The following is a 20,950-nucleotide window of genomic DNA, read 5'->3' as shown; positions in this document are numbered from 1 at the left end:
ACACTACGCTGAACCAGATCAATGCAGACAGCTTACATTTCCTCGGCTGTGGCGCAAACACTGCAATCACATTGACCCGGTCTGACGCGGTTAGGAACTCTTGCGTTCCGCGTCCCAATCTTCACAACCTTCGACCCAACGCCGGATCACTGCGCGGGCCGCAGATACGTCTCCCGCAGCCAGCGCCTGACGCAATCCACGCAAGATCGACGCGACCTCGATTTCGGACAACCGCGCCTCGCGAGCATAAAAGATCTTTTGATGGGGGGTTGGAAGCAGGTCATCGCTCAGGGTCAGTTCTTCTTCCATTTTCTCACCGGGACGCAGACCGATAAACTGGATCTCGATATCGCCATCGGGATTTTCTTCATCCCGCACGGTATAGCCGGCACTGGCAATCACCTGCCGAGCCAACTGCAGGATCGACATCAACGCGCCCATCTCCAGCACGAAAACTTCATTCCCCTTAGCTTCGTACCCGGCCTTCAACACCAGTTGTACCGCCTCAGAAATGGTCATGAAATATCGTTTGACCTCAGGATCGGTGACCGTCACCGGCCCACCGCGGCTAATCTGTTCTTGGAATAACGGCACCACGGATCCCGATGAACCCAGAACATTGCCAAACCGCACTATGGCGAAAATCGTGCCTTGGCGGTTGCTGGCCAGATCCTGAAGCATAAATTCGGCCAAACGCTTGGATGCGCCCATCACGTTGGTTGGCCGGACCGCCTTGTCCGATGAAATCAGAATAAAGCGTTCGACCCCGGCATTCGCCGATTCAACCGCCAGCGTGCGGGTGCCAAGAACATTGTTCGCCAAGCCGGTCAGCGGATTGGCCTCGACCAACGGTACGTGTTTATAGGCCGCCGCATGTAAGACCACCTGTACCTTCTCGTCTTCAAGAACCTGACGCACCCGGCGCGGGTCAGTGATCGACCCCAACACCGGTACCAGAGTGGTCCCTTGCTCTTCGGCCAACGCTTCCAGTTCCAACATCATGTTGTACAGAGCCAGTTCGCTCAGCTCGAACAGCACCAATCTCGTTGGGCCACAGGCGAGAACCTGACGACAGAGTTCCGCTCCGATCGTGCCGCCCGCCCCTGAGATCAACACCGTCCGCCCACTATAACAATCACTGGCTTCCGCCAGTTCGACATTGCGCACAGGACGTCCCAAGAAATTTTTTGATGGCACCGGCGTCAGCTTGTCCACCAAGGCTTCTTCGCCGATCAACTGCGCAAACGACGGCAAAGCCTGCACCTCCAACCCCATATTCTGGAGGCGGCGAATAATCTTGACCTGTTTTGGCCTGCTCTGCGAAGGCATCGCCAGCAGCACCCGACGCACCTTGCGGCTCTCAACCAGTTCGGCAATCCGCGCGGGGGGATAGACCGGCACACCTGCCAATATAACACCCTGCAGCGAGGGGTTATCATCGACAAAGGCCACCGGGTCGATCTGTTCGTGCGATTTCAACGCCTGCACCAACTGTACCCCTGTGGCCCCGGCCCCATAAACCAACACGCGGCGGAGCGGCTGCGCCCGACGGTACAAGCCCACCACGATCTGGTAAAGCAACGCACGGCTTGCGACCTGAAACAGGAAGTAACAGATCCCAAAGATAACGTAAGTGCCGCCCGGCAGCGACGAGCCACTCACCCAAGCCAATCCACCGGCCGCCACCGCCATCAAACTACTGTACACCCCGGTCAGAGCGATGGCCCGATATTCATATGCGTTCAGTTGTATCCACGGCAAACCAAGCCACAGCGACACCGCTGCACCAATTACCAACAGATAGGGAAGAACCGGCGCGGTCGCCAACAAGGTGTCAAAGGCCGGCCCCGGCAAAGACTGTACGGCATACGTAAACAGCAACGCTACCGGGAGCAGCGATAAATCGATGGTCAGAAAAATACACACTTTTTGTCGACGAGACAGAATGCGTAAAAATTGGAACATCTTAGGTATCGTTCCCAGCAAAGAGGTTACACTCTATACGCGAAAAAATAGAGGCATCAACCCTTTAGAAAAAGGGGCCCTCTAAACGGTACCAAGATGAGAAACGCAGTTGGGATCTGCCCCGACCACGTGAAGCCCCACGCGGCCCCCCAAGAGGAGACCGCATAAGGTCATAGATCGTTTTAGCCGATAGCCGACAAGGGCTGTGGTTTGAAGGTCACAGCTTCGATCTCGGTGACGATTTGCTGAATGACCCCAGTCAACAGCCCTTCATCCTCGCTCTCGCCCATCACCCGGATCAACGGTTCAGTGCCCGATTTCCGGATCAACAACCGACCCTTGTCTTTAAGACGTGCATTCCCATCAGCAATGACGGCTTGTACTGCAGGCATTTCCAGCGGTGCTGTCCCACGGGTGATGTTAATGCTCTTAAGCAACTGCGGCACCGGCTCGAACTGATTACACAGCTCGCTCGCCTTACGGCCGCTTTCACGCAGCTGCGCCAGAAACTGCAATCCCGCAACCAGCCCGTCACCGGTGGTAGAATAATCTGTCATCACGATGTGACCAGATTGCTCACCGCCCATGTTATAGCCTCCGGCCCGCATGGCCTGAACCACGTAGCGATCCCCTACGGGGGTCCGCTGAAGCCCGACGCCGTGACGGTTGAGGTGACGTTCCAACCCGAGGTTGGACATTACCGTAGCCACCAGCATGTTATTATTCAGCCGGCCTTGGCGGGCCCAATCTGTCGCCAGCAGCGCCATGATCTGATCGCCATCTGCAACGGCACCGGTTTCGTCAATGATCGAAATGCGATCCGCGTCACCGTCCAAACAAATCCCGACGTCAGCCTTGTTTTCCAAAACTGCAATCGCCGCGCGATCAGGCGCGGTCGAACCACAGCCATCGTTAATGTTGTATCCGTTTGGATTAACCCCAATCGGGATCACTTCAGCACCCAGCTCCCAAAGCACCTGAGGCGCGGCTTTGTATGCAGCCCCATTGGCGCAATCCAGAACCACTTTCAGCCCGTTTAAGCGAACCCGATCTGCCAGAGTGGTTTTGACATATTCAACATAGCGGCTGGCTGCGTCGCTCAGCTGTGTCACCCGGCCAATATCTACCGCATCGACCGGTTCGATCTCAGTATCCATCAAATTTTCGATCGCGGCTTCAGCGCCATCACTTAATTTGTATCCATCTGGGCCAAAAAACTTAATTCCATTATCATAATGCGGGTTATGCGAGGCAGAAATCATCACCCCAATATCAGCGCGCATTGAATGGGTAAGTCTGCCGACCGCAGGCGTCGGCATCGGGCCGAGCGCGAACACATCCATACCTGCTGAGGTAAATCCAGCAGTCAGTGCGTTCTCCAACATGTAGCAAGACCGGCGCGTGTCTTTCCCAATAACAACACGGTGGCGTTTTTGATCCTGGCCGAAATAGCGACCAACTGCAGTTGCAAGTTGAACAATATTGCTGGCAGTCATCGGGTGAACATTAGCTCGCCCTCGTACGCCATCTGTCCCAAAAATTTTTCGGGTCATTTTAAAAATCCTTTTCTACAAGCCTTAAGAAAAAGCCTGCCTCAATAGATGGAGTATTAAAGCTCCCACACCCCTGTCGTGATACCACTTCGTATTTATTCGCGAACTAGCATCACATCATTGTACATCATTGACTGCAAAGCAAGATAGCGGAATTTCCACGGCTGGGCGAGACATAGCTCATGCACCGCCTTGGCCACCCCGCAATGGTACATGCTAACCGCCGACCAAACGGTGTAATCATTGAAAACCAGCACCCCTTCCGGTTTGATCTTAGGCAGTGCCGCTTCGATATCCTTGACCACGCCTTCGTAGCGATGGTCCCCATCCACATAAACCACATCAAAGTAGGAATCGGGCATCTTGCGCATGTTGGTCGAACTGTCCCCTATATGCGTTTTGACCCGGCCCTCATTCGAAGCCAGCTCGGCTTGAATCCGAGGATTCACAAGCCGTGAAATGTCGATATCAAACAAATGCAATTGGCTGGGTTTGCAACGTTCCAGCAACTCAAGTGAGAAATCTCCGCGATCCACACCAATCTCTCCGATCACCCCACCAGGGGCGATTTTATCAAGCAATGCAAACCGGTTAGGTAGGATTTCAGCCCCTTCCAACTTGGCAGCAGGCAATTCGCTAGCGCGTTGGTGGTATTGCCCTTTTTCCTGGGTGAATTGGCGCAAAGCGGCCGCAAATTCACGCCGTTTCTGCTCAACCTGTTCATAGGTGATCTGTGAATTTTCGACCATCTGCCCTCATAACCCCATAAAATATTGAATGAACTTTTCCACATCATGCTTTTGAACTTTGGTAGAAAAAGCCGTGCGTGCCGACGCAATATCTTCACACTCGGCAAAGGAAATCACTTCAGGGATCGCTTCGGCCATATCCGAATACACATGTGGTGCAAACAACGACTGCGCCCCGGGCCAGTCATAAACCACCGGCAGACATCCCGCCGCCATGCCCTCAAGCACCGAAGTATGGCACCCTTCGGTATCCGAGCTCGACAGGATCGTACCGATCCCGCGATACCACTCTTCCATATCCGGGCCACCAGAATCGAATCGGATGGTCGCGGAGAGGTCTGGATCCGAAAATATCCGCGCAAATTGAGCCTCGAACAAAGCCCGGGTTTCGTCCTGTCGATCCCAAACCCAATCGATCTCCCAAGGCATGACACTGCGCACCGCCAATCGAAAACGATCATCGCGCGCCCGTAGGGCCGCAAAGAAGTCAATCGCGCGGTCAAAGCGCTTATGCTCAAATGGGTTGATGCCAACCAACCCAAGCGTGAACTGAGCCTCAGGCAACTTGTCACGCTGCAACTCGTGCCAGTTGATGAACTGGGGCAGCACGTGAATTTTGCTGGGATCAACCCCGAAACGAGATATCATCAAATCCCGAAAATGATCAGACACCACGATCAGCGCATCGACCTGGGCCCAATCAACTCGCTCAGGGAAATCGCGAAAGGCTTCAAAGCGGTGCAAGCGCACGATCAGTCGGGTATCGGGACGTTTGTTGCGGCTGTGCCAGACAGCATTTTCACAACACCATTCGCAAAACACGGTGTCGACCTCATCGGACACATAGGGCTGCACGCGCGGTTTAATCGTGCTCTCCCAAGCTTCCCAAGATACCGTCACCTCAGGTTCACCGCGCAAACGGTCCGTAATCTGGTGCAGGAACTTACGTTCATGCGTGGCGATCAGAATATGGCGCGGCGTTGCCGCTAGGGCCGGGCTTGTCTTGTCGTGTCCCCGCAAAGCCCGTCCCAGACGAACCGATAGCGCCTCAGCCGAGAACTGCGCCGCAATCCGGGTGCAACGCTCTTTGGCGGCCTGATAGGCCGGGCTGTGACGGCTGCGCATAATCTCTTGCAGTCGGGCCGGGATGTCCCCGGCTGAAACATCCACCAGATATGGGTAGCTGGCACCAAACAGGGATCGATTCAGCATATTGTTGTTTAAAATGGGGGGTACGCCCAAGCTACAGAACTCAACGATCTTGGTCGAAATTTCGATGACATCATCATACCGGTCATGGCGCAGGCAAAAGGCGAAATCCCCCTGCCCCATCCGAATTTTGGTTTCCGAATGTGCCAGATTTCTAGCCAGCGATACCCTAGGGTAGGCCCCCTGTGCCACCCCCTCGCGGAACCGGTCCATATCGGCAAAAAACGCTGGGTTGGCCGCGCGATGCGTATCTTTGCCTGCGATCATGCTAACGGCCAGATCAGGGGCATCTGAGATCTCGTCACACAGGGCAATCAGCCAATCCAACCCATACTGCAACTCGATCTTTCCAGAATAACACAAGGTAACACTGTCCGTCTCAATCCGGGGCTGTGACGGTGTAGGAAAGACGATGGGCGGCACCACATGCACCACATAGGCCGGATAGTCTGACAACGACTCCAATGCGCGCTTGGCGATCTCGCTCTGCACCACCACCGGCGTGCGCAACTGTCGACCCAGCTGCACCCACTGCGGCTCAGGGAGGGTTACATCCGGGATCACACTGGGGGCATAGGCGACGATCCGGTCGCAAAACAGCGGCTCGTCCAGCAAGCGGGTCAGGAACCCGGTACCGCGTACAAAAATACGATCATAGCGCCCATGCTCCTCTTCCCAGGCGGCCAGCAAGCGCGGCAGCGTATCGGGCGTCAGAGGGCCATCTAATCCATCAGAGGCCTGCAGCGCCACGGCATCATGCACACGGATCGTATCGGGCAACTCATTGGCCAGAGTGCGCACCTCCAACCGGTGGGCCAACAGCAGATCAATTTCAAAATCTGATTGCAACGCCAACAACTTACAAGCGTTCAACAGCCAAATTGTAGAGCCATCAATCAGGTTGAGGTTCTGTTCTGCTAAAACTGCGATTTTCATTGCGCCGCCTCCTGATAGGCGCATGCGCTCTCAGGTATAATTTCTTCGAACAAGGCGCTTACCGTACGAAACAAAGGAGCCTTGGCGCGGCGTACCGGGCCAGTGACTTGTATTTGCCAGCCCCGGTCCACGGCGACACGGCAGGCTTCCATGATCTGTCGGTTCAGGCGCATGTTATCGATTGACCACAATCCAGCCCATTCACCAGGGTCCTCTTGCAGCCCGCACCAATCGATGACAAATCGCCCGCCCTCTCCCATCGCAAGCTCGGACAGGATATTGACCCGGGTCAAGCGAGTCAGCCGGGCGCGGGGCAAATGCCTGCACGGACCAATTGCAGCCACCACACCAGTGTCCAGCTGCGTCTGCAATGCCACCCGTGGCAGCTTCCATGTATCAAAAGGACGTGCAACCGCTGGCGCACTAACGGCTGAGCGAACTGTAGGCAAAGATGGGGCCATCCGCGCTGCCAACTCTAACTGTCGGAGTATCGGTTGAACGCGCTGGGGCCAAAACACCGAAGCATCCAGCGGCTTGATCGAAGTCACCTGGGCTCCGCTTTTCAATGCTTGACCCAGCATCTCAGCCATCGCTTCAATATCCCCTTCGGGGAACAACTTGGCATGAATATCCTGTGCGATCTCATCCAGCGGTGCCATGTCCGTCATAAAGACCGGCACGCCATAGCTGGCCGCAGTATAAGGTTTGATCGGCGCCACCAATTCAGTCACCGCCCGTCGCCTCCGGGGCATAACAATGGCATCGGACATCGCATAATAAGCACCGATCCGAGCGTGCGGCACCCGGGGCACAAAATGGAGATGCTCGGCCACGCCTGACGCCTCGGCCTGCGCGCGCAGCTGCATTTCCAGATCTGGATCTTGGTCCGTAACCTGCGGCGTATCAACCATACCCTTGGGCGCACTGGACCCCACAATCATCAGCGCCACGTCGACTCCGTTCCGCCGAAGTCGCGTCAACAACTGCACCAGGTCTTCGCAGCCTTCATAAACACTCAGCGTGCCAATATAGGCCAGCAGGTAGCGGGTGGTACAACCCAAACTCTGGCGTGTAATATCAGGGGCAATCCGGCCCGGCACGGAGACCCCATTTGGCACCAAATGGATCCTTTCAGCCGGAATGCCCCTATCTATCATTTCCTTCCGCATTGCCATGTTCAGAGTAAACACGGCCTGCGCATCGCGCGCGATGCGCACTTCATTGTCGCGCTCGCGCTGATAGGCTGCGCTACGCTCATACTCCGGCTCCCAGGTAATCCGGGACATTTCCCAGAATCCGCGTTGCTCATAAAAGAAGGGCGCGCCCCAACGTCGCGCAGCATTCTGAGCCGGCTCGGCAGTCTCCCAGTTAGAGGCCGCCATGACCGCACCGGGCCGAAAAACCTGAAAGGCTTCGAACAGCGCCCTCTCTGCACCGCGGATCTGCGCCCGCACTCCCGCATGAGGTTTGGTATCCACAGGCAGAAAGATATAGCGCACCCCGTCGATCCGCTGCTCAGCAGGGACCGCCAAATGCGGGGAAACTCCTGAAATATCCCAAGGACGCCCAGGCCGATTGATGACCAGTACATCATGGCCTTGTTGCGTCAATGCGCGCGCCACCTCGTGGGTGCGTACTGCATAGCCGTTGCTGGAATAAGGATAACTGTGGCTGACCACATAGGCGAGGCGGTGCGGCAAGCGCCAGGTCGCATTCAGCAGCTCGGACATCAGGGCCGCCCTCTCACTTTATAGGTCGGCAGCAGGCGCAAGATCATCGCAAGTCCTCATGAGGTATTTCAGGCCGGATCGAGCGCTTTTCCCGCCACCCAGACGTCAGATAATGCCACAGCGGATTGAGCCCACTTTGCATAATGTCCGGATAAAGATGCAGGTAATGCGTAGTGTCAAAATACGGTCCTGGATCGCGCCGCTCCGCGGCCCCGAACCGCAAGAAATGCAGCACCGGATCCGTCCCTGCCTTGCGCACATCCGGATAGTTTCGCAGATACCAAACTGAATCCAACAGGCCACAATCGCGCAACACAGCCACCTGATATCGTTCACGCAGGCCCTTATGAAATCGCAACAGAATGCGCATCGGGAACACCGGTTGGACAGGGCGGCGACAGACGACCGGATGAGTAGCCTTCAGGGCCTGAACCTGCCGCTCTAGAGTCTGTTGTGACAAATACAGGGTCTCAACTTTGCTCTGCAACTCGGCCAGTGCATCGGGAAGCTCTTTCTTGATGCCTGATTGTTGCTCTGCAGCTGCCATGTCTCTGTCTCGTCCACTCGTTCTTAGGTCAGGGTATTTGGCCTGAAAGGGTCGCAGGCTAAATGGCCTTGATTTCAGGTCTTGTAAAGTGTGACTGTCTTAGGACATGCCCGCGCTGGCGATCGCAGAAATGCCCCTTATCCCCCAGTGGAGCCAACCAAAATGGCCAGATGCCACCCCGCTTTCTTCGACCCCGAATGGTATCTGCGCAACTATCCCGATGTCGCCGCCACAGGCATAAATCCACTGCGCCATTTTCTGCGCCACGGCCGCACTGAAGGGCGCCTGCCCTGTGCAATGACTGCGGTCTGGCGGGAACGCGATCTGCGCTGGGGCATGTTGGAGCACGGTATCGAAGCACTCACCGCCCTTGCGGCTCGGGGACAGGGGCCCGAACGCGTCTGGGCACTGCTGGCCTGTGCCCGCGCCAGCGCCCGCCAAGGAGATTGGGTCGCTGCGGATAAACATCTATGCAATCTGGATATCGAAAGTGAGTTGATCGCCGGTTTTTGCCTGCCTGATCCCCCCCTGCTTGCAATCGAAGCGGCGCTCATGACTGGCGATCTAAGCCGAGCTCACGAGATCTGGCGGCAGGCGCGGCGCCTTTTTGGGCTCTCGTCCGACCTGCGTCTCGCCGCAGCCAATATTCAAGCCGCACGCAGCGGACATGGATCCGCCTGGCAGCGGCATCTGGCACGGCTCTACCACAGGGCTGGCCTAAACGGTGTTCAGGTTTCGCCAGACAGCGGGCCCCAAGCAACCTTTGACCGACTACAATCCCGCGGACCATTGCTAACCCGTCGCACAGGCCCATTGGTTAGCGTCATCTTGCCCGCTCGCAATGCCGCGGACACCATCGACACTGCACTCCATAGTCTGCGCAGGCAAAGCTGGCGCGCACTCGAAATTTTGGTGGTGGATAATGGATCAACAGATGCAACTGCCGCACGCGCCCGCCAGCATGCCGCCGAAGATCCCCGCATCCGTCTCTTAGATGGTGCCGCTGAACCCGGAGCTTATCCGGCCCGCAACATCGGACTGGCAACCGCACGCGGTGCATTCATAACGCTCTTGGATGCCGATGACTGGGCCCATCCCGCTCGTATCGCCCGTCAAACCCGGGCCTTGATGCGCGCGCCTGCCCGCATGGCCAGTGTCTCGCATTGGGTGCGCACGACACCGGACCTGCGCTTTACCCGCTGGTGGGGCGAAACCGGGCTTATACATCGCAATGTCTCCTCGTTGATGATCCGAGCCGAGTTACGGGACACATTAGGCTTTTGGGATCGCACGCGTGCTGGGGCCGATACCGAATACTACGACCGCATTCAGGCGGTTCATGGCCCTCAATCGATCATCGAGGTGGCGCCGGGCACACCGCTCTCGTTCGGGCGCGTGCGCGCGGACTCGCTCACCCAAACGGCCGAGACGGGGTTGGACAGCCAACACTACGGACCCCGCTATAGCTATCGAATGGCCAGTCGGCGCTGGCATCAGCGTATGCAGAACGATAACGCATTGCCCCTGCCCCAATACCCTACACAACGCCCCTTTCCAGCCCCACCCGAACTGACATTGAACGATCCTTCGGCCACATCGGATGAACCTCCGGCACTTTTTGACGATCACTGGTATATGCAGACCTACCCGGATCTGCGCGCCCGCAATGTCGACGGATGGAGCCATTATCAAAGGAGTGGGGACGCCGAGGGCCGTGACCCCGGGCCGCATTTCAGCACCAGCGGATATCGCATGGCGCAAGGATTGAGACTCGCAGACGGACCCGCGCTCAGCCATTACATACACATCGGGCAAGCTGCAGGACACGCACCTCTGCCTCTATTTGAAGGTGACTTGCCCCCCCCACCATCGGGACGCCACATGCTGTTCTTTGGCCATCAAGCGAAGGCGCAGATCTTTGGGGCCGAACGCAGCCTGCTGGATACACTTGATCGTGCCATTGCAGTCGGTGTCACCCCTTCGGTGGTGCTGCCCAACATAGACAATGCTCCCTATCTTGCAGCGCTGCGTCAGCGGGCACACAAGATTCACGTACTGCCCTTTGGCTGGCTGTTTGGCGGTGTTGCCCCTCATCCCGAGACCCAATCCCGGCTGCAAGCGCTGATCCAGGACAGCGGTGCAGTCGCAGTTCACCAAAATACGCTGGTGCTGGATGCGCCCCTACGCGCAGCACGTGCACTTGGCATACCCACGGTGGTGCATGTGCGCGAATTGCCCGCCGAAGATCTGCCACTCTGCCAGGATCTTGGCCTGACTGCCGAAGCGTTGCGCCTCTATTTTCTGAGCTTGGCAGATCGCTTTATTGCCAACTCTCAAGCGGTAGCAGACTGGCTGGATCTGTCACCCGATCGGGTGACAATTCTGCACAACACTGCCGACCCTGCCCTCGCGGATATCCCTTTTGCCCCGGCAAATCCCCCTCGCGTTGCTTTAATTGGCAGTCTGACTGCCAAGAAGGGTATCACGGATATCCTGAACGTGGCTCGGGCTTGCCCCCCATCGCTGGCACAATTCCTGCTGATCGGCCCCAGCACCCCCGAGCTGACTGCATTGGGGTCTTTGCCGCCGAATGTTCAACATATCGGGTATCGCCCCGATCCTGTTACTGCCTTGACCGAGGCCGACGTGGTGCTCAGCCTATCCCATTTCGCCGAGAGTTTCGGACGCACAGTTCTTGAAGCGCTCAGCGCCGGGCGCCCCGTGATCTGCTATGATCGCGGCACTCCGCCGCTGTTGATCAGCGACAGCGGTGCCGGGGTGGTCGTGCCTGCAGATGATCCCGTTGCCGTGGCACAGGCGCTGCAACATATGCTGTCCAACCCTGCCCAACTGCATCACATGTCCCGCGCTGCCCGTGCCCGCGGCTCCGCCCTGCGCGCCCGAGCAAGCACCGTCCAGGATCACCTTCTGTTCCCGCTATCAGGATCATGAAACCTTGCGCCAGCTTGATGCACTTGTCGGTTGCAATTGCCTTTGAAACCAGTAATTCAGGGCCGCGCCATACCAGTCAAGAAGAGTCTCCGTCGTGAAAATTCTCGTCGTTTTCGGAACCCGACCCGAAGCCATTAAGATGGCTCCTGTTGTGTCCCGTCTGCGGCGAACACCCGGTCTAGAGATCCATGTCTGCGTCACTGCGCAGCATCGGCAGATGCTGGATCAGGTACTTGGCCTGTTTGACATACGCCCTGATGTGGATCTTGACCTGATGCAACCCGGGCAAGATCTGACTGACCTGACCACCGCAATCCTGCAGGCCCTGCGACCCGTGTTCGAACAAGGCGCCTATGATCGGGTACTAGTGCATGGCGACACCACCACGGCCATGGCCGCCAGCCTTGCCGCTTTTTACGCAGGGGTCCCGGTAGCCCATGTCGAAGCCGGGTTGCGCACCGGCAATATCCACGCCCCGTGGCCCGAAGAAATGAACCGGATGATAGTCGGGAAGCTGGCCGATCTGCATTTTGCTCCGACGCAAAACGCCCGCCAGAACCTGCTGGCTGAAAACATCCCCGACAGCGCCATCCACGTCACGGGCAACACTGTAATTGACGCCCTGCAAGATGTGACCGCCCGTTTTAAGAGCGACCCTGAACTGGCCGCACAAATGCAAGCGCAGTTTCCGTTTCGGGACCCATCCCGCAAAATGGTTCTGGTCACCGGGCATCGTCGCGAAAATTTCGGACAGGGGTTTGAAAACATCTGCACCGCACTCCGTCGGATTAGCGATCAGATCCCGGTTCAGATCATCTATCCCGTACATCTCAATCCCAACGTACAAAGACCCGTAAACCGCATTCTGGGGTCCGCGAAGTCTGTGCACCTGATTGCCCCTCAGGATTATCTGCCCTTTGTCTGGCTGATGAGCCAAGCCCATCTGATCATCACCGATTCCGGCGGCATCCAGGAAGAGGCTCCCTCATTAGGTAAGCCAGTTCTGGTCATGCGCGACACCACCGAACGCCCCGAGGCGCTAAAGGCAGGTACCGTACAGTTGGTCGGCACCGACTCAGACCGGATTTACACTCAAGCCCATCGCCTGTTGACTAACCCGGCAGCCCATGCCGCCATGGCCGAGGCTCAAAACCCCTATGGGGACGGCAATGCCGCAGAACGCATTATCGCCGCATTGACATCTCACAACTGAGCAGAAACATCCTTTCTTATGTTTGAACGTATTTCCATGATCGGGCTGGGCTATATCGGCCTCCCGACTGCTGCCATCTTTGCCGCCTATGGCAATCGCGTCATCGGAGTTGATGTCTCACCCTATGTCGTGGACACAATCAATGCAGGTCAGATCCACATCGTCGAACCCGAACTTGACGGGATTGTACACAAAGCCGTCAACGACGGCACGCTGCACGCCACCTTGGTTCCTGAACCGGCGGATGCGTTCATCATCGCAGTCCCAACCCCGTTCAAGGAAAACTATGAACCAGACCTGAGTTATATCCGCTCGGCGATCACGCTGATTGCACCGGTCCTCAGCGCGGGCAATCTGGTCATCCTTGAAAGCACCTCACCGATTGGGGCAACCCGCCAGATGGCCGAGTGGTTGGCCGACGCCCGTCCTGATCTGAGCTTTCCCCAAACCGCTGGTGACGCTGCTGATGTGCAGATCGCCCATTGCCCCGAGCGGGTTCTACCCGGCCATGTCGTGCGCGAACTGATCGAAAATGACCGCATTATCGGAGGCATGAGCACGCGCGCCTCGGAAATGGCCACCGCACTTTACAAGTTGGTGGTGCAGGGCGACTGTATCGCGACCGATGCGGAAACCGCCGAGATGTGTAAGTTGGTAGAAAACAGCTCGCGCGACGTACAAATCGCCTTTGCCAATGAACTGTCGGTGATTTGTGACCGGTTCGACATTAACGTTTGGGAGCTAATCGCATTGGCCAACCGCCACCCCCGCGTTAACATCCTGCAACCCGGTGCCGGGGTTGGTGGCCATTGTATTGCCGTAGATCCCTGGTTCATCGTTGCTTCCGCCCCAGAAGATGCTCGCCTGATCCGTACCGCCCGCGAAGGCAATGACGCCAAACCGACCTGGGTCGTGGATAAAGGGAAGTCGGCCATTCTTGAGGTGTTAAGCGCGGATCCTACACGCGCCATGTCTGATATCACTGTCGCCTGTCTCGGCCTCACTTTCAAACCTGACATTGATGACCTACGCAAAAGTCCAGCCCTGGAAATCACCCGAGCCTTTGGCCAGTTAGGATGTCAGGTTCTTGCCGTCGAACCACATATTCGAACCCCACCCCCCGAGTTACAGGATCTGCCAGTCCATCTTGTAGACCTGAACAGAGCTCTGGAAACCGCCGACGTGATCTGCCTTTTGGTCAAACACAGCGCTTTTGCCGAGATCGGCGCACAAATCCCGGAACATACGCGGGTGATTGATGTCGTCGGCTTGCGGTCACAGCTGACCTGAAGCGTGCTTGATTAAAGCAAGCTCGACCTGTAGGTAATGTGCGAAATTCATTGATTAATCCGCATCATAAATCCCAATTTTTGAAAGGTTTCTCTGTGCTTACTCGCCTAAGAGAAAGATTTTTAAACCAACTGACATCCCCTCATAATATCCAGGGCTTCGAGTTTTCCTCTGACACAGCATCGCCACTGCGATGGGAGTTGAATGAGATATCAAATCTGGTACCTCGAGAAGCGGGGCTGCGATTTGATATCTCTTCGGTATCTGCGGTCACGCGCGACCAGATCGAAAACAACCGCTACTCAGTGCAAGCCATCAACCAGATCACCACATTGTCGCCGCCGCCACCAGATGTCCCTTTTATCAATTTTGGCGGCGGCATGGGCATAATTGATTGCATTCAAAACCAACGCATGAAGACCCCAGAAGCCCATATATCTGTCGAAGGGAACCCCTATGCCTGCCGGATTAGCGAACGCAACCGGGATCTGAACAACTGCAGCTACAAAATCCTGAATGCAGCGCTCTGTTACAAACCTTCTGTCGACTTTTTCATGCCCAGCCCCCGGAACGAGCTGATCACCAACGGCGGCATTGATAACCGCTTCATCCTTAGGGGTGTTGGCGGGCAAAAGCTGACCGTGCCCGGCGTGTCACTCCGCGACATTCTTCACAGTTATGATTTGGGTAACCGGATTGCGATTTGTGTCGACATCGCCGGTGCGGAAACCGCTTTTGTACAGCGGGAGTTAGAGCTCATTACATCAGTCGCAGACTGGTTGATGATCCGGTGGCATTATCCAAACGAGCGCACGCATCCTGAATGCATCCGTGGCGCACTCTGTAAACGTGCATTGAAACAGCGCATGATTTTTGACAAGGAAAACAGCACTTCAAGGCTCAGTCTGTTTTACCGAAAATAATTTTGCGGTTGACCCATCGCAAACCGCACGGCAGCCCCAAAACTGCCCAAGCGGTGGCGGTGACGCAAGGCGTATACCATCCGCAACAACGGCGCCCACAGACCAAACACCCGCGTTAACAGCATTTGGCGTGCCGCCAGCAGATCCGGGTCGCTCCAATTCTCTCCGGTGCTGGCATGAGGATGAGATCCGGTCACTGTGGGAAAGGATCTCCCCTTTAGTCCAGCCTTCAGCATATCGGTAACAAAGGCGTACTCTTCGCCGAGCGGATAGCGCGCACCCACCCCAAAATTCGGATCGAACCAAACACCCGCCCGTGTCACGTCATGGTTGCGCACCATCAATTCCGGCGCGCAGATCCGTCCAGAGTTGAACCATCCCAACCGATGAATTCTGGACCGCACCCCGCGCCGGGGCAAGCGTTCCTGCCGCCACCCAGCTGCCCACGTCAGATCCGGAGCCTGCTCCAGCGCAGTTCGTAACGCGAGGATACCCTTGGGGTCCAAATCCAGATCATCATCTGAAAACAGCACGAAAGGCCCCTCAGCCAAAGCAAGGGCCGCGTTGCGGCTGTTAGACAAACCCATGGTTTCAATCGCTTCGACCCGCACATCATCCCGCATCGAAGGCATCAACGCCTCCGACACCGGGTTCTGCACCAGAACAAGGTAGTTAATCCCTGCCACAGGCGCAGGCAGGGACAAAGACGAGACCCGATGACCCAACGTCGAAACTGCCACCGTAACCGATGCCCCGCATGAAGGCTGTTCATCCATCATAAACACAGCTTCCTGTTTGCCATCATTCTTGTTCCTGGTCCCGCCACGGCCTTACCCCCGCAGCAGGCGCTTCATCAGATGATTGCTCAAGCACCAAGTGGCCACTGGACGCGACAGCCCAGCATGGTCACGGTACAACCGCCAAGTCGCCACCAACGCCCGAAACCGATTGGCCGACAGGGATCCCGGCTCGCGAAAATATTCGGCCAGCGGTTGATCCAGCCCATAAGCTGGACCGGATCGGGCCAACAGATCCAACCAGAGCGCATAATCCTGTCGCATCTTCAAATCCGGCACTTCAACCGTGCCATACACCTCGCGATCATAAATCGCGGTCAGACAGCCAATGACATTTCCCTGCAGCAACTGTTGTCGCGTGACAGAGAGTGGCACTTGAACCTGATGCCGTCGCCCGCCGGATACCCGCCAAAACCCTGTATAGCTCAAGCCAGCCCGTTTTTCCTGCATGAAGGCCAACTGGCGCTCCAACTTTTCAGGTAACCAGGCATCATCAGCATCCAAAAAAGCGATGAACCGTCCCCCTGCCGCTTGGATGGCCCGGTTACGCGCTTGAGCTGGACCGGTGTTTTGAGGTTGCGCAAAAACACGGATCCGGGCGTCCTGAACAGCCAATTCCTGAGCTATGGCAAAGGTTTCATCCGCAGAGCCGTCATCGACAACGATCATTTCCCAATCATCAAAGCTCTGAGCCTGAACAGAGGCAACCGCCCGCGGCAAAACCTTTGCGGAATTGAAAGCAGGTGTAATGATCGAAACCAGAGGGGATGATAAAGGGGGCTTGAGGGAATTCATCAATGGCTCATAATATCGCTACTGTCGGCCCGGTCCTGCCTATGAACGTTCACGTGGCACTCTGTCTCTGAAAATCAAGCGTTTGAAAACTGCTGATCACCAATGACATGAAACCCAGCCACAACACAAGTCACACACACATCTGCGAAAGCCTGCCCATCAGGCGGTCCTAACGGCACTGAAATCATTACATATGGCGCGCATAGTCTTGCAAAATGAGCGACTCTTGCCGAAAAGGGGATGGTCGAATCACCTACGCGAACACCAAATGGACTCTTGGGTTTGTATTATCTGGGTGTTATCGAAGCCCTCAGATTAGAATCGCATGGAAACTTATTAAATGCTAAACAATAAACGTATCCTGGTTACCGGTGGCACCGGTTCATTCGGCAACCGTCTCATCAGCCGCATCCTCGAAGATTATAATCCTTCAGCCGTTATCGTTTACAGCCGGGACGAACTCAAGCAGTTCGAAATGCAGCAGCGCTTCCCTAACGAGAACCGCATCCGGTATTTCATCGGTGACGTTCGCGACGAGCGTCGCATGATGGAAGCAATGGAAGGCGTTGACTTTGTCGTGCACGCCGCCGCGCTTAAGCAGGTACCAGCCGCTGAATACAACCCGATCGAATGCATCCGCACCAACATCACCGGTGCCGAGAACGTAATCCGCGCGGCCATCGCCAACAACGTTGAAAAAGTTGTAGCGCTGTCCACTGACAAAGCGGCCAAACCGATCAACCTCTACGGCGCCACCAAACTGGTTTCCGACAAGTTGTTCGTATCCGCAAACAACACTGTTGGCTCACGCCAGACCCGTTTCTGTGTTGTCCGTTACGGTAACGTTGTTGGGTCACGTGGATCGGTCATTCCTTTCTTCCACCGCCTGATCGAAGAAGGCACTGATCACCTGCCTATCACCGACGAACGCATGACCCGTTTCTGGATCACTTTGGATGCAGGTGTCGATTTCGTTCTGAAATCCTTTGAGCGCATGTGGGGTGGCGAAATCTTCATTCCACGTATTCCGTCAACCAAGATCACCGACCTGGCTCAAGCCATGGCACCCGATCTGGAGCAGCGCGTCATCGGCATCCGCCCCGGTGAAAAACTGCACGAAGTTATGTGCCCTGAAGAAGACGCACACCAAACTTACCAGTTCGACGAATTTTTCTCGATTATCCCGACCATCAAATTCACCGACCTCGACGTGGACTTCTCCACGACACGTCTGGGTGAAACTGGTACGCCAACCGGTCTGGACTTCGAATACAACTCAGGCACCAACCCTGTCTTCCTGAGCCAAGAAGAAATTGTCACTCTGCTAAAGCAAACCGGTTTCGCGTAATGATTCCGTACGGTCGCCAGTGGATCACGACCGAGGATATTTCCTCGGTCGTTGATGTGCTGAAATCGGATTTTCTGACCCAGGGTCCTGCGGTCGCTACATTCGAAACCAGCATCAAAGCAGCCTGTGGCGTGTCTCACGCCCTGGCTGTCAACAGCGCGACTTCGGCCCTGCACATTGCGTGCCTGGGCCTGGGTCTTAAGCCCGGCAAACACCTGTGGACATCCCCCATCAGCTTTGTGGCTTCGTCCAATGTTGGGCTTCTCTGCGGAGCCGAAGTCAACTTTGTCGACATCGATCCCGAAACTCTCTGCATGTGTCCCAACAAACTGGCCGAAGCGCTGGCCGCTGCGGAACAGGCCGGAACTCTGCCTCATATCGTAATGCCGGTGCATTTCGGTGGCCAGTCCAGCGATATGAAAGCCATTCACGCTTTGTCGCAGAAATATGGCTTCCACATCATCGAAGACGCCTCTCACGCGATTGGCGCCGGCTATGATGGTGCCCGAGTCGGGGATTGTCGGTATTCCGATGCCTGTGTCTTCTCGTTCCATCCGGTCAAGATTGTGACCACCGCCGAAGGTGGTGTGGTGACAACCCAGTCGGAAGAACTGGCAACTCAGATGGATCTGCTGCGGTCACATGGGGTCACCCGTAATCCGGACCTGATGACCCGCGAAGGGGACGGCCCTTGGTATTACCAACAGGTCGAACTGGGTCTGAACTATCGGATGACCGATATGCAAGCCGCTCTTGGCGCCAGCCAGATGACTCGTTTGGATGAGTTCGTCGACCTGCGTCATACGCGTGCCGAAGCCTATGATGTGGCTTTTGCCGACATGCCGATCCAGATCCAGAAGCGTGAGCCTGAAAACCGTTCAGCACTGCATCTCTACCCGGTCCAAATTATGGCACAGGGTGCAGATCGTCCGGTCAAACGCCGGCAGTTGTTCGAATACCTGCGCGCCAATGGCGTAGGGGTGAATGTGCATTACATTCCGATCCACACGCAGCCCTATTACCAAAACCTGGGCTTTAGCGAAGGTCAGTTTCCGGCTGCCGAGCACTATTATGCCGGGGCCATTTCGTTGCCGCTGCACCCGCAGCTCACCGATGCGGACCATGCCCATGTCATCAATGCAGTCCGCGACGGACTCAAAGAAACAGGCCTGAGCTGATCCTTTGGGGTCGGCTCGCGCCGCCGTCACATCCTTCATCCTTGTTGACCGCAGCAGACCAAATGATGGTTGCGGTCAACAGACGGCCCATCCCCGCACGTCCCGTTCCGGGCTCAGTTGCGGGGTCCAACCTTCAGGGGTTAGAGAGTTTATGAAAATCGCCATTATTCCCGCCCGTGGGGGCAGTAAACGCATTCCACGCAAGAACATCCGCAATTTTGGCGGTAAACCGATGATCGCCTGGCCAATTTCTGCTGCATTGGACAGTGGCCTATTCGATCGGATCATCGTTTCAACAGACGATGCAGAAATCGCCGACGTGGCCCGTGCTGCAGGTGCCGAAGTGCCCTTCATGCGCCCGGATGATATCGCCGATGATTTCAGCCCAACCCGTGCCGTGATCAACCATGCAATCGGCGCGATCGAAAGCGACAGCGGTACCTCCGTCACACAGGCCTGCTGCATCTATGCGACGGCAGCCTTTGTACAGGCTGACGATCTGGTCAACGCCCACGCCCGGCTAAGCGACCATGACACCACCCGTTTTGTCTTTGCAGCGGCATCCTTTCCCCATCCGGCGCAGCGCGCCATGGTCGAAACCGGCGCTGGGGGAGTTGAAATGCTGTTCCCCGAACACGCTAAAACCCGCAGTCAGGATTTGGCAGAAACCTTCCATGATGCAGGCATGTTTTATTGGGGGCATCGGGATGCCTTTATGGCCGAACACCCCATGTTTGGCCCTTATTCCATTCCACACCTGATGCCGCGAACCCGCACGCAAGACATTGACACGCCAGAGGACTGGGCTTTTGCAGAAGCTCTTTTTAAGCTAATTTAATCCTGACGCCAATTTTATAATGACCGCGAATTTTCTCTATCTTTTTTGGACCAGCATCCAATGACAAAAAATACGACTAAGAAAAAAAACCATGACGCCCGCTTTCAGCGCTGGTTAAAAAGTAATCCGGGCGGTTCATTCTCCGAATTTTTTGACCAATACCATGTCCCCCAAATCATAGAGGGTGGACAACACGCCTCTCTTGGTCGAAACCTGTCCACCGGAGACTGGAAGACTTCTGGACGCGGATCTTATAATAGTGTGCTTCGGGTCTACACCGAACTCAACGGTGGCCATCCCTTACCACCAGACGCACGTGTTTGTGAAATCGGCTGCGGTACGCTCAGAATTGGATCTCATTTCATCAACCACCTAAACCCCGGGAACTTTTCTGGGTTGGATATTTCCAAAAGTCTTATAGAAGACGGGCGCCAAGCTTACAGCGACCTCCTAGCTGAGAAAAAAGCGGTGCTCGGCACATTTGAAGAGGCCTTTGATGCGGCAGTCGCAATGGCGCCGGACCTAATTTTTGCCTATAATGTTGCCTGCCACATCCACCCGGATGAAGAACGCACCTTTTACAGTCGACTACACCAACTGGCCCACAAAAAGGGCTCCAGGGTGATCATGCAGGTTTTGGTGCACCCGACTTCAGTTCGATATCAGGAATCTGGATGGGCTCACCCCGCGCATTACTACATGGACAAAATGCGCCCGCTGGAATTCACCATGCATACCCAGCAGTTCATCAAAAATGTCAAGAAAGCCCCTCATACGCTGGCCTCACGTATTCTGGCATTTCAACGGACGCAGAAAAGCAGTGTTATGGACCTGCTCCCCCGCTTCCGGCGGTGACCAACCGGCGTGCCTCTTGAATTAGAAGAACCCGGATGGTCCGCCCCATTCGAGTCATATGCCACACATATG

16 protein-coding genes are annotated in these 20,950 nt (G+C 56.0%); 8 read left to right on the top strand and 8 right to left on the bottom strand.

What is annotated here, in order from left to right:
* Positions 1-90: 90 nt before the first annotated feature.
* The 6 genes from ABWV33_RS21800 to ABWV33_RS21775 all read right to left on the bottom strand — a co-directional run bounded on the left by ABWV33_RS21800 (position 91) and on the right by ABWV33_RS21775 (position 8,689).
* Entirely contained in the window at positions 91-1,965 is a 1,875-nt protein-coding gene (locus tag ABWV33_RS21800; RefSeq protein ID WP_113823025.1) for a polysaccharide biosynthesis protein, read from the bottom strand.
* Positions 1,966-2,147: 182 nt separating this feature from the next.
* Positions 2,148-3,518 (bottom strand): phosphoglucosamine mutase, encoded by a 1,371-nt coding sequence (gene glmM / locus ABWV33_RS21795; protein WP_121996678.1) that lies wholly within the window; start codon positions 3,516-3,518, stop codon positions 2,148-2,150.
* Between the two features lie 95 nt (positions 3,519-3,613).
* On the bottom strand, positions 3,614-4,267 hold the full coding sequence (locus ABWV33_RS21790; RefSeq protein ID WP_353333780.1) for a class I SAM-dependent methyltransferase: 654 nt from the start codon (positions 4,265-4,267) through the stop codon (positions 3,614-3,616).
* A 6-nt stretch (positions 4,268-4,273) separates the two neighbouring features.
* Positions 4,274-6,412 carry a glycosyltransferase family 4 protein gene (locus ABWV33_RS21785; protein WP_353333778.1) on the bottom strand — a complete coding sequence of 713 codons (2,139 nt, stop codon included), beginning with the start codon at positions 6,410-6,412 and terminating at the stop codon, positions 4,274-4,276.
* Positions 6,409-8,142: a glycosyltransferase gene (locus ABWV33_RS21780; RefSeq protein WP_113823029.1), complete on the bottom strand. Its 1,734-nt coding sequence runs from the start codon at positions 8,140-8,142 to the stop codon at positions 6,409-6,411. The genes ABWV33_RS21785 and ABWV33_RS21780 overlap by 4 nt, the downstream gene beginning before the upstream one ends.
* Positions 8,143-8,185: 43 nt before the next feature.
* Positions 8,186-8,689 (bottom strand): prefoldin domain-containing protein, encoded by a 504-nt coding sequence (locus ABWV33_RS21775; RefSeq protein ID WP_113823030.1) that lies wholly within the window; start codon positions 8,687-8,689, stop codon positions 8,186-8,188.
* Between the two features lie 162 nt (positions 8,690-8,851).
* Here ABWV33_RS21775 and ABWV33_RS21770 point away from each other — a divergent pair, with 162 nt between their 5' ends.
* From ABWV33_RS21770 to ABWV33_RS21755, 4 genes are all read left to right on the top strand, one after another.
* A complete protein-coding gene (locus ABWV33_RS21770) occupies positions 8,852-11,641 on the top strand; it encodes a glycosyltransferase (RefSeq protein ID WP_353333776.1) in 2,790 nt (929 codons plus the stop codon).
* Between the two features lie 94 nt (positions 11,642-11,735).
* Positions 11,736-12,854 carry a non-hydrolyzing UDP-N-acetylglucosamine 2-epimerase gene (gene wecB, locus ABWV33_RS21765; RefSeq protein ID WP_353333774.1) on the top strand — a complete coding sequence of 373 codons (1,119 nt, stop codon included), beginning with the start codon at positions 11,736-11,738 and terminating at the stop codon, positions 12,852-12,854.
* Positions 12,855-12,872: 18 nt separating this feature from the next.
* A complete protein-coding gene (gene wecC, locus ABWV33_RS21760; RefSeq protein WP_353333772.1) occupies positions 12,873-14,144 on the top strand; it encodes a UDP-N-acetyl-D-mannosamine dehydrogenase in 1,272 nt (423 codons plus the stop codon).
* Positions 14,145-14,194: 50 nt separating this feature from the next.
* Positions 14,195-15,067, top strand: a complete 873-nt coding sequence (locus ABWV33_RS21755; protein WP_353333770.1) for a class I SAM-dependent methyltransferase — start codon at positions 14,195-14,197, stop codon at positions 15,065-15,067.
* Here ABWV33_RS21755 and ABWV33_RS21750 read toward each other — a convergent pair.
* Positions 15,055-15,846 carry a glycosyltransferase gene (locus tag ABWV33_RS21750; protein ID WP_353333768.1) on the bottom strand — a complete coding sequence of 264 codons (792 nt, stop codon included), beginning with the start codon at positions 15,844-15,846 and terminating at the stop codon, positions 15,055-15,057. The genes ABWV33_RS21755 and ABWV33_RS21750 overlap by 13 nt on opposite strands.
* Positions 15,847-15,897: 51 nt before the next feature.
* Positions 15,898-16,659: a glycosyltransferase family 2 protein gene (locus ABWV33_RS21745; protein WP_353333766.1), complete on the bottom strand. Its 762-nt coding sequence runs from the start codon at positions 16,657-16,659 to the stop codon at positions 15,898-15,900.
* A 340-nt stretch (positions 16,660-16,999) separates the two neighbouring features.
* On the opposite strand from ABWV33_RS21745, the gene pseB reads away from it, so the two are divergent.
* The 4 genes from pseB (at position 17,000) to ABWV33_RS21725 (ending at position 20,878) form a co-directional block, all read left to right on the top strand.
* Positions 17,000-18,007, top strand: a complete 1,008-nt coding sequence (gene pseB / locus ABWV33_RS21740; protein ID WP_113823037.1) for a UDP-N-acetylglucosamine 4,6-dehydratase (inverting) — start codon at positions 17,000-17,002, stop codon at positions 18,005-18,007.
* Positions 18,007-19,185, top strand: coding sequence for a UDP-4-amino-4,6-dideoxy-N-acetyl-beta-L-altrosamine transaminase (gene pseC / locus ABWV33_RS21735; RefSeq protein WP_353333764.1), 1,179 nt, complete (start codon positions 18,007-18,009; stop codon positions 19,183-19,185). The genes pseB and pseC overlap by 1 nt, the downstream gene beginning before the upstream one ends.
* 151 nt (positions 19,186-19,336) lie before the next feature.
* Complete coding sequence (gene pseF, locus ABWV33_RS21730) at positions 19,337-20,023, top strand: pseudaminic acid cytidylyltransferase (protein WP_113823039.1); 687 nt, start codon at positions 19,337-19,339, stop codon at positions 20,021-20,023.
* Between the two features lie 60 nt (positions 20,024-20,083).
* The gene (locus ABWV33_RS21725; RefSeq protein ID WP_353333762.1) at positions 20,084-20,878 is read left to right on the top strand and encodes a class I SAM-dependent methyltransferase; all 795 of its coding nucleotides are present in this window, start codon (positions 20,084-20,086) and stop codon (positions 20,876-20,878) included.
* Positions 20,879-20,950 lie beyond the last annotated feature (72 nt).

The organism is Phaeobacter sp. NW0010-22, assembly GCF_040365955.1.
Taxonomy (GTDB): Bacteria; Pseudomonadota; Alphaproteobacteria; order Rhodobacterales; family Rhodobacteraceae; genus OMPR01.
This window is presented reverse-complemented; position numbering and strand designations above follow the sequence as displayed.